This window comes from Sphingomonas sp. CCH5-D11, from assembly GCF_001557395.1.
Classification (GTDB): domain Bacteria; phylum Pseudomonadota; class Alphaproteobacteria; order Sphingomonadales; family Sphingomonadaceae; genus Sphingomonas.
Genome location: NZ_LSKH01000275.1, coordinates 1 through 9,502 on the forward strand (window position 1 = coordinate 1; position 9,502 = coordinate 9,502).

General features: G+C 63.4%; 11 protein-coding genes and 2 pseudogenes. 6 read left to right on the forward strand and 7 right to left on the reverse strand.

Annotation, left to right across the window (positions count from 1 at the left end; all coding sequences use genetic code 11):
• Positions 1–179, forward strand: a pseudogene (locus AX702_RS21750) (S-(hydroxymethyl)glutathione dehydrogenase); the annotation flags it as partial.
• Between the two features lie 11 nt (positions 180–190).
• A pseudogene (locus AX702_RS22985) lies at positions 191–385 on the forward strand (integrase core domain-containing protein); the annotation flags it as partial.
• A 352-nt stretch (positions 386–737) separates the two neighbouring features.
• Here AX702_RS22985 and AX702_RS17040 read toward each other — a convergent pair.
• From AX702_RS17040 to AX702_RS17065, 6 genes are all read right to left on the reverse strand, one after another.
• Entirely contained in the window at positions 738–1,757 is a 1,020-nt protein-coding gene (locus AX702_RS17040) for an IS110 family transposase (RefSeq protein ID WP_066781557.1), read from the reverse strand.
• Between the two features lie 322 nt (positions 1,758–2,079).
• A complete protein-coding gene (locus tag AX702_RS17045) occupies positions 2,080–2,373 on the reverse strand; it encodes a putative quinol monooxygenase (RefSeq protein ID WP_066781559.1) in 294 nt (97 codons plus the stop codon).
• 304 nt (positions 2,374–2,677) lie between these two features.
• Positions 2,678–3,418: an SDR family oxidoreductase gene (locus AX702_RS17050; protein ID WP_066781561.1), complete on the reverse strand. Its 741-nt coding sequence runs from the start codon at positions 3,416–3,418 to the stop codon at positions 2,678–2,680.
• An 18-nt stretch (positions 3,419–3,436) separates the two neighbouring features.
• Positions 3,437–3,616 carry a hypothetical protein gene (locus AX702_RS17055; protein ID WP_066781563.1) on the reverse strand — a complete coding sequence of 60 codons (180 nt, stop codon included), beginning with the start codon at positions 3,614–3,616 and terminating at the stop codon, positions 3,437–3,439.
• A 10-nt stretch (positions 3,617–3,626) separates the two neighbouring features.
• Complete coding sequence (locus AX702_RS17060) at positions 3,627–3,923, reverse strand: putative quinol monooxygenase (RefSeq protein WP_066781568.1); 297 nt, start codon at positions 3,921–3,923, stop codon at positions 3,627–3,629.
• Positions 3,924–3,994: 71 nt separating this feature from the next.
• Complete coding sequence (locus AX702_RS17065; protein WP_066781570.1) at positions 3,995–4,789, reverse strand: type 1 glutamine amidotransferase domain-containing protein; 795 nt, start codon at positions 4,787–4,789, stop codon at positions 3,995–3,997.
• A gap of 113 nt (positions 4,790–4,902) precedes the next feature.
• On the opposite strand from AX702_RS17065, the gene AX702_RS17070 reads away from it, so the two are divergent.
• Both AX702_RS17070 and AX702_RS17075 read left to right on the forward strand, forming a co-directional pair.
• A complete protein-coding gene (locus AX702_RS17070) occupies positions 4,903–5,838 on the forward strand; it encodes a LysR substrate-binding domain-containing protein (RefSeq protein ID WP_066781565.1) in 936 nt (311 codons plus the stop codon).
• An 89-nt stretch (positions 5,839–5,927) separates the two neighbouring features.
• Positions 5,928–6,944, forward strand: coding sequence for a zinc-binding alcohol dehydrogenase family protein (locus AX702_RS17075; RefSeq protein ID WP_066781566.1), 1,017 nt, complete (start codon positions 5,928–5,930; stop codon positions 6,942–6,944).
• 216 nt (positions 6,945–7,160) lie between these two features.
• On the opposite strand, the gene AX702_RS17080 is transcribed toward AX702_RS17075, so the two are convergent.
• Positions 7,161–8,069, reverse strand: coding sequence for a LysR family transcriptional regulator (locus AX702_RS17080; protein ID WP_066781567.1), 909 nt, complete (start codon positions 8,067–8,069; stop codon positions 7,161–7,163).
• Between the two features lie 91 nt (positions 8,070–8,160).
• Here AX702_RS17080 and AX702_RS17085 point away from each other — a divergent pair, with 91 nt between their 5' ends.
• A complete protein-coding gene (locus tag AX702_RS17085; protein ID WP_231731918.1) occupies positions 8,161–9,000 on the forward strand; it encodes a DODA-type extradiol aromatic ring-opening family dioxygenase in 840 nt (279 codons plus the stop codon).
• A 29-nt stretch (positions 9,001–9,029) separates the two neighbouring features.
• Positions 9,030–9,502: NAD(P)H-binding protein (locus AX702_RS17090; protein ID WP_156455561.1), on the forward strand; the 473-nt coding region annotated here is incomplete at its 3' end.

The following is a 9,502-nucleotide window of genomic DNA, read 5'->3' on the forward strand; positions in this document are numbered from 1 at the left end:
GGTCCGCTTTCGGCGGCGTCAAGGGACGTACACAGCTCCCCGGCATGGTCGAGGACGCCATGAGAGGCGATATCGATCTGGCCCCGTTCGTTACCCACACCATGGGTTTGGAGGAGATCAACGAGGCGTTCGAACTGATGCACGAAGGCAAGTCGATCCGCACGGTTATCCACTACTGACCCGCCGATCCAATCCGACCCAGAACGCCTTCGTCGAGAGCTTCAACGGCCAACTGCGCGACGAATGCCTCAACGATACGCTGTTCACCTCGCTGGCTTACGCCGAGGCCGTGCTGGCTGCCTGGCGGCAGGACTACAACACCGTCAGGCCGGCCTCACAACTCGGCGGGTGTACCCACACCCAGATCGCCGGCCAACTTGGTCCGGCATGCCCCGGACCAAGTTGGCATGTCCTCAACCACCGGCCGTGAACCATGTGGACTCTACGTCTGAGCGGTAACAACGGGGAGCATGTGTGGACGACCCCTGCGGTGCAAGAGCTTTCGTGCGGCGATGAGCACCGGTCGGGTGCATCCATGTGTTCGGCCTGTTCGTGCAGCACCGCATGGCTGCTGGCCCTGATGAAGTCCGCGGATCGGATCCCTAATCACGTCATCGCGCTCGAAGCGCTCTGCTCCCCTGGGCTAGTTCGATCCCCGGTCTGACCGGTTTGTCATCACCACTCAGCTGCCCTTACACCATCCTGTCGCCCGCTTCAGCGGGCAACGAGGACGGCGGTCACGCGGCAACCGCCGCGTAGACCTCCTTGCGTGCCATCACCGCCCAGGCGATGCGCGCTGTCTTGTTGGCGAGCCCGACGGTCGCAATCTTCACTGGCTTGCGGTCGAGGAGCTGCGCGACCCATGGCTGGCGGGCGGCATCCTTGCGCGCCATGCGCATCACCGCGGTCGCACCAACCACCAGCAGCTTGCGGAGGTATCCGTCGCCCTGCTTGCTGATGCCGCCAAGCCGCTCCTTGCCACCCGAGCTATGGGCTCGAGGTGTGAGCCCGAGCCATGCAGCGAACTGCCGGCCCGAGCGGAACATCGATGCGTCGGGCACAGCCGCAGCGATAGCCGATGCGGTTATTGGACCGATCCCGGGGATGGTCGCCAGCCGGCGACTGGTGTCGTCAGCGCGGTGCCAGGCCAGTATCTGTGCCTCGAGCCGATCCACCTCGCTTGTCAGCGATCGTAGTTGAGCACCGATGGTATGCAGTGCCGACCGCGCATGTGCCGGCAGCTTCTCCTGCTCCTCGTGAAGAAGTTTCATCAGCGCCGTGACGCCGCCAGGCCCCTTGCTGGTGACAATGCCGTACTCCGACAGATGCGCTCGCAGGGCATTGATCAGCGCGGTTCGCTGTCGCACCAGCAGATCACGGGTTTTGTGGAGCATCAGCACCGCCTGCTGATCAACGCTCTTCACCGCCACGAACCTCATCGTCGGCCGGGTCACCGCTTCGCAGATCGCCTCAGCGTCAGCGGCGTCGGTCTTTCCGCGCTTCACATACGGCTTCACATAAGCCGGAGGCATAAGCCGGACATCATGGCCCAACGCCAGGAGCTCGCGCCCCCAATGATGCGCCGACGCGCACGCCTCCATCCCGACCAGGCACGGCGGCAACGATGAGAAGAACTTCAGCACCTCGCCGCGACGGAGCTGCCGACGGACCAACACCTTCCCATCAGCGCCGATCGCATGAACCTGAAACACGTTCTTCGCCAGATCGACACCGACGGTCACGACATCCTGCTGCATGGATCGACTCCTAGACGTGGCTCAACGACCACATCATTGCACAGCTACGCTGGTGCAGGGGTCGTCCACCCCATCACGTCATCAGCAGCAGCATCAAAAGCGGGATAAAACGCAAAAGACAGGCCATCCATTATGGCGGATGGCCTGTCGTGTTCTTCTGATTGAAGTCCAAAGCCGGCCCGTTCATTCCGAATGGCAGACGTATATCACCGTTCAGTCGAACGGCAGTTCAGGACTCCAACATCGTACCTCGAGAACGCGGGTGTATGAAGTCCCGGTATGCCGTTCAGCCAAGCCCGACGGAACGGTGTCGAGCACTCTGCTATTTAGCTGCCAGTAGGGTGAACTTATGGATCTGCGGCGGTTCGGAGAACAGCTCATCGGCCTTGTCCATAAGTGCGGCGGCAACCTTGCCGTCAAGATGCGCCTGCCGATCTTCCTCTGTGTCGAACGTATCGAAGATCGCGTACGCACCGGGGCCTTCCTGGATCGCATACCAAGTCAGGGTACCGGGTTCGGCTTGAACGAGCGGTAGCGCCGAGGTCAAGAAATCCGCGACTTCGCTCTCCTTTCCGGGCTTGGCCTTCAGTGGCACGTACAGCGCAAGTTTGGGCATGACCAACTCCTCAAGATAAATGACTAGGTATTAGTTGTCTAAATAACGAACGAGAGGGTGGAAACGTTGCCCAGCGGTCACGCGCTTCGGTATCGGGTTGCGTGGCCCCATCGATAGGGTTCGCGTTCGGCATGGAATGGGCTCCTTTCCGGAAGGCTCGCTGCGCCGACCAAGGACTAATTTGAAGTGTGAGATACAACATCGTCAGCACGTTTGTCGCTACGCCGCAATTTTAGCTGAACGGCGGTGCGATTGACTGACGTAACGAAGGCGGAGCACACTCCGCTCCGCCTCCTCTCCATCGTCAGAACTGCTGTGCGGTCGGCCGGATGACGATCGCGTTGATGTCGACGTCATCAGGTTGTTCGACAGCGAACGCGATAGCACGCGCCACCGATGCCGCCGGGATGGCCTGCTTGTAGAAGTCCAGCACCGTCTCAGCAGCCGTACCCGACGTCGTGAACTTCAGGTCGCTCTCGACGGCTCCGGGCTCGATCGACGTGACGCGGACCTTCTCGCCCACCTCTTGGCGAAGACCTTCGCTGATCGCGCTGACGGCGAACTTGGTGCCGGAATAGACCGTGCCGCCCGGGGCGAAGACCTTGATGCCGGCGACCGAACTCAGGTTGATGATGTGGCCGCTGCCCTGCTCCAGGAAGCCGGGAAGAGCCGCGGCGATGCCGTAGAGCGTGCCCTTCAAATTGACGTCGATCATCTGGTCCCACTCGTCGGTGTTGACCTCGGCCATCGGACGGATCGGCATCAGACCGGCGTTGTTGATCAATACGTCGAGACGGCCGAAGTCGGCGACGATCGCGGCGACGACGGACTGGACCGCCGACTTGTCAGTGACGTCAAGCGCATAGGCGCGTGCCGTTCCGCCGTTCTCGGCGATCTGCGCGACGACCTCGTCGAGCTTGTCCTTGCGCCGTGCGGCGATGGCCACCTTGGCGCCGCGTTCAGCGAGAAGCCGCGCGGTTTCCGCGCCGATACCGGTGCTGCCGCCGGTGATGAGAACAACCTTGCCTTCGATGCCTTTGGTCATGACTGTGTGTCCTTGATTTCAGATGTTGATTTTCCGCTGGATCGCGGCCCCGCGCCAGCGGTAGCCGCCGCGTGGATAAACGAGGCCAATAAGGCCCAGGCGAAGCGCAGGTGCCAACAGGCCGATCATCCGCAGCTCCTCTACGTAGAACGGTTGTGCCAGCAGCGCCGACCCCACCCATTCTTTAAGCTTGCCCATGGCAGCACCCTCAGGTCGCGGAGACGGGGTTGAGGACGAACGCGCCGCGCTCGGCCAGATCGCCGATCTCAGAGAGGTAGTTCTGGAAGTGGGGCGTCGCGCGGTGGGCGGCAACTGCATCCGCGTCCGCGTACAGCTCGTCGAGGACGAAGCGGTTCGGATCGCTCTGGTCCTGCCAGAGATCGTAGCGCAAATTGCCCGGCTCCGCACGGCTCGGCTTTAACATGGCGTCGAGCAGAGCGTGCAGGCGGTCGACGGTATCCGCACGGGCGGTGAGCACGGCGACGATCTTCACGTTGGCTGTCATGGCACCGTTCCTCGTCATGGTTATATGCGAAGCGGGGCGCATCCTGAGCGCCCCGCCCGTCATCCTGGTACTCACGCAGCGGCGCGATCGAGGGCTTCGATCAAAGCGTCGGCCATGGCCTGGTCCGACGCCGGATTCTGACCCGTGATCAGCTCCCGGTCCACGACGACATTCGAAGCGAAGTTCTTGTCAGTGACCGAGACGTCGCCACCGGCCGAGCGCAGCGCCTTTTCCATGTCGAAGAAGAGCTCGCCCTTCAGCACTTGCTCCTCGGCGATCTTCTCCTCGCTCGCCGAGAAGACGGTCATGCGGTAGCCCGAGTAGATCCAGTCTCGCGCCAGGTCGGCCGCCCCGGCGTCATCGCCTTCCTCCAGCGCCTTGCGGAAGGCCGGAGCATCGTCGAGCGTAGCGACAACGGCTACCGGTCCGTGGCAGAGGAGCGCGGTCGGCTTGGCCGCCGTGTGGAAGTGACGGAGGATCGTGCCCGCGTCGTGGTCCTGCATCAGGTCGACGACGGGAGCGTGGCCGCCCGGCACGAACACTCCGACGAAGCCGTCCAGGCCGCCCTCGACGACAGAGCGCAAGCTGCGGACGTCGTTCATCGCCGGGTGGCTGGCAAAAAAGTCCTTGGCGCGCTGGAATGCCGTCTCATCGCCGCCAAAATGATCAACCGAAACGGAGACGGCGTCGATGTGTGGCTTGGCCCCATTGGGCGTGGCGAGAACAATATCATAGCCGGCGTCGAGCAGAGCCAGCGCGGGGACCGCCGTCTCGTTGAGATACTGACCGATCGTCGCGGTACCACCGCCACGCAGACCGATCTGCGTCGCGTTCGATCCAAGAACGAGAACCTGTCCCTTGCTCATCTGAACCTCCATGTTCGCGGCGTCCGTCGCCGATGGATGAGAAATGGGCCTTGTTGACATATTCTAGAAGTTTATCTTCTTGATTTCAGATATAAGTATGACAGTATAACTGCGTGCGCTATGATCTGAACCTGCTGCCGATCTTTGTCGCGTTGATGGAGGAGCGCAGCGTCACGCGGGCCGCCGAGCGCATGGGCATGACACAGCCCGCCCTGTCTAACGCCCTATCGCGTCTACGACTAATGCTTCAGGACCAGCTGTTCGTCCGCGAGCGCTACGGCATCCAGCCGACCCCAATCGCGCTAGAACTCGCGCCGCTGATCGCCGAAGCGCTCGCACAGCTCGACGACGCGGTCCTCGGTCAGCAGGCCTTCGACCCCGCACAGGCCGAACGCCTCTTCACCATCGCGCCGAACGGCTATGTCGAATTCGTCCTCGTCCCCGCGGTCGTGGCGCGACTGCAGAAAGTCGCACCCGGCATTAAGCTCCGCCTGACCCCCTACGGCAACGATCTCGTTGAGACGGGCGTCGTGTCGGGCACGACGGCGCTCGTGCTGGGCCGCATCGTTGACCCGCCCGACAACCTCGTCGTCCAGCACCTGATGGACGAGGGGCTCGCCTGCGCCGTCCGCGCCGACCATCCGGACGTCGGCGATGCCATGACCCGCGAGCAGTTCGAGACGATGAAGCACGTCAACATCGTGCCGCCCGGACGGATGCGCGCCGGGCTCTTCCAGGCGCTGGCGCAGCAGCAGCTAAAGCGCGACGTCGCGATCTCCGTGACCAACTTCTTCGCGGTCGCGGAGATGGTGGCGGTGACCGACTATTGCGCCACCTTGCCCTCGCTCATCTGCAGGCGGCTGATGCACGACCCCCGGCTGAAGATCCTGCCGGCCCCGGTCGACCTCGGCAGCTTCCCCGTCGAGATGGCCTGGCACGTCCGCTACCGGCACGATCCCGCACACCGCTGGCTGCGGACGCTGATCGGCGAGGTCATCACCGATCTCAAGGGAAAGACGGCAGCGGCAGCCACGCCGTCGCCAGCCTGAGGGACGCTGTCGGACCGGCAACGGCGGTTGTGCATATCCCCCGACTCACCAAGTATCGCTATATAGCCTCTGAAACGACAGGACTTATCATGCGCGCAGTAGCTTATCAGCAGCACGGCACGATCGATCGTGCGGAATCGCTCGTCGACATCGAGCTTCCCGATCCCGTAGTCACTGGGCGCGATCTCCTCGTCGAGGTGAAGGCCGTCTCGGTAAACCCGGTTGATACGAAGGTCCGCAGCGGCTCGGGTCCGATCCGCGGCGACTGGCGTGTGCTGGGTTGGGATGCCGCCGGTGTCGTTCGCGCTGTTGGCCCTGAAGTGCGCGGCTTCGAACCGGGCGACGAGGTGTTCTACGCGGGCAGTATCGGCCGCGATGGGACCAACGCCGAGTTGCACCTGGTCGACGAGCGCATTGTCGGGAAGAAGCCGGCCAGCCTCGATTGGGCAGAGGCAGCGGCGTTGCCGCTGACGGCGATCACCGCGTGGGAGGCCCTCTTCGAGCGATTGTCCGTGCGTACTCCTGTAGCCGGTGCAGCACATGCGCTGTTGATTGTCGGGGGTGCCGGCGGGGTAGGCTCGATGGCGATCCAGCTTGCTCGCCAAGTACCCGAGCTGATCGTCATTGCGACGGCCTCGCGCCCTGAAACGCAGGCCTGGGTGGGTGAGCTCGGCGCGCACCATGTCATCGATCATCGCCAGCCGCTGGCTCGGCAAGTGGCGGATTTGGGCATCGGCGCGCCGGCTTTCATCTTCTCGGCCACGCACACCGACGAGCATATCGAGCAGATCGCCGAGCTGATCGCCCCGCAGGGACGTTTTGCGCTCATCGACGACCCCAAGACGCTCGATGTCGTACCGTTCAAACGCAAGTCGGTGTCGACCCACTGGGAGTTCATGTTCACCCGGTCCATGTTCGAGACTGCTGATATGGAAACGCAGGGTCAGATCCTGTCGGCCATCGCCAGCCTCGTGGACGCCGGCGAGGTGCGCACCACCCTCACCGAACGGTTCTCCCCCATCAACGCCGCGAACCTTAAGCGCGCGCACCAGGCGCTTGAGAGCACTACCGCACGCGGCAAGATCGTCATCGAGGGTTGGCAGTGATGCGGTTCACGCTCACTCAACGTCCGTCGCGCCCGCGGCCCCCGCTGCACCAACTGAAAGGGACCAAGCCTCGGCGTAATCGATGCCAGCCATGTGCGGTTGTGGGCGTCGCTTTCGCTGGGTCACTGATATCTACAATCGTAAAAGACCGTGATGTTTCGAGATAGCAGACGCGGTCCTCGGGTGAAAACTCGGGACGTCTGCTAGCTCGGCATCTCACCAATCGGTGCCAAGAGCGGGGAGTGCTTCGGCTAAGAAGTCAATCCACGCCCGCGTCTTGGCGGCGGGGCGCCGCGTCGGGTGTGTGATGGCATATGCCGCTCCCAGCATCATAGGCGGCTCGTCCAGCTCAAGCTCGCTCAACTGACCGGCGCGAAGCGCCTCTGCCGCAATAAAGCGTGGCCCATAGACCAGCCCTTGGCCCGCAATGGCAGCGCGAACCAAGGCCTCGCCATTGTCGGAACACATCGATCCTGAGATCGGCACCTTGATCGTCCCGTCTTTGCCGAACGCCCACGATGTCGTTCCTGCAAGCGACGCGTTGGTGTGGCCCAGACAATCGTGATCGCCGAGATCGGCCAGGCGGGTTGGCGTTCCCCGCCTCGCCAAATAAGAGGGGGCGGCACACAACACGACGCGCATCGTCACAAGCTTGCGGGCAACAAGCGCACTGTTGGCGAGGCGCCCGATCCGTACGGCGACATCCCAACGCTCTTCCAGCAGGTCGACGTAACGATCGTTGAAGCTCAGTTCGATCGTCACCTCGGGATGACGTGCGGAGAAAGCAGGGATGAGTGAGGCAAGGTGCAGAACGCCGAAGGTGGCGGGCGCACTGACGCGCAGCAGCCCCTGCGCGGTGATCGACCGCGACGATGCCTCCGCCTCGGCTTCACCGATCTCCATCAGGATACGTTCGGCCTTTTCGAAATAGTCGGTGCCTGCCTCGGTCAGCGACAGCCGACGCGTCGAGCGCTGGACCAGCGTGGTGCCGAGCCGCGCTTCAAGAGCATCCAGGTGCTTGGCCGCCATCGCAGGCGACATGTGCAGATCGCGTGCGGCAGCAGAGATGCCACCGAGCCTGATCGCCTTTACGAACACGTCCATACCCGTCAACCGATCCGCCATGATTTCCTACCCGTGGTTGAAGCTGATCCTTCTACTCGGCAGATTATCATCGCGCGATAGAGGGCACATATTCCGGTCAGCAGATCGAACGATGATCCAGGCCGCCTTCTCGGCGCCTGCACCGGAGTGTATGACCATGAGCGTCCAGCCCACCTACTTCATCCCGCATGGCGGCGGCCCGTGCTTCTTCATGGACGATCCACGCGGCGTGTGGAGCGGTATGGAAGCGTTCCTGCGCAGCTTGCCGGATGCGCTCGCCGAAAAGCCCAAGGCCATCCTCGTCGTCTCGGGACACTGGGAGACGGACGGCTTCGCCTTCACCGGCGCCGAACGGCCCGATCTGATCTACGACTATTACAACTTCCCGCCCCATACCTATCAGCTGCGCTACGACGTGCCGGGCGCACCCGCGCTCGCCGCCCGTGCCGCGGCCCTGCTCAAGGATGCGGGTATCCCTTCCTCTGTCGACGCAAAGAGGGGCCTGGATCACGGCGTGTTCATCCCCCTCAAGGTGGCTTTTCCGGATGCGGACATTCCGCTGATCGAGATGTCCGTCGAGCGCGGGCTGGACCCAGCCCTCCATGTTGCTGCGGGCCGCGCCCTCGCGCCACTGCGTGAGGAAGGTGTGCTGATCCTCGGCTCGGGCATGAGCTTCCACAACATGCGTGCCTATGGCGACCCGCGCTCGACGCCCGGTTCGCAGGCGTTCGACCAGTGGCTGGCCGAGAGCATGGAACTGGATGGTGCGCAGCGAGCCGAGCGTCTGGCGCATTGGGCCGATGCGCCATCGGCGCGGTTCGCCCATCCGCCCGCCAAGGAGGAGCATCTGCTGCCCCTGATGGTCGCGGCCGGCGCGGCCGAAGGCGAAGGCGCCCGGGTCTATGCCGAGGAAGTGCTGTCGACCGCCATCTCGGGTTTCCGTTTCAACTGATCTCACCGCGTCACTGAAGGAGAATTGTCATGACCATCGGCGTCACCGGCGCGACCGGCCAGCTTGGCCGCCTCGTCATCGAAAGCCTGAAGCGCAAGTCGACCGACGAGCCGATCGTGGCGCTGGTGCGCTCGCCCGAAAAGGCCAGCGACCTGGGTGTCGAGGCACGCGCGTTCGATTACGCGCAGCCTGAGACGCTCGCTCCGGCACTGGCCGGGATCGACACGTTGCTCTTGATCTCGTCGAGCGAGGTCGGGCAGCGCGAGGCACAGCACCGCAACGTCATCGAGGCCGCCAAGACGGCGGGCATCAAGCGTATCGTCTACACCAGCCTGCTGCACGCCGACCGATCGCCGATCAGCCTGGGCGAGGAGCACCGTGCGACCGAAGCGCTGCTGGCGTCCTCCGGTATCCCGACGACCCTCCTGCGCAATGGCTGGTACACCGAGAACTACACCGGCTCGATTCCCGCAGCCCTGGAGAATGGCGCGCTCGTCGGCAG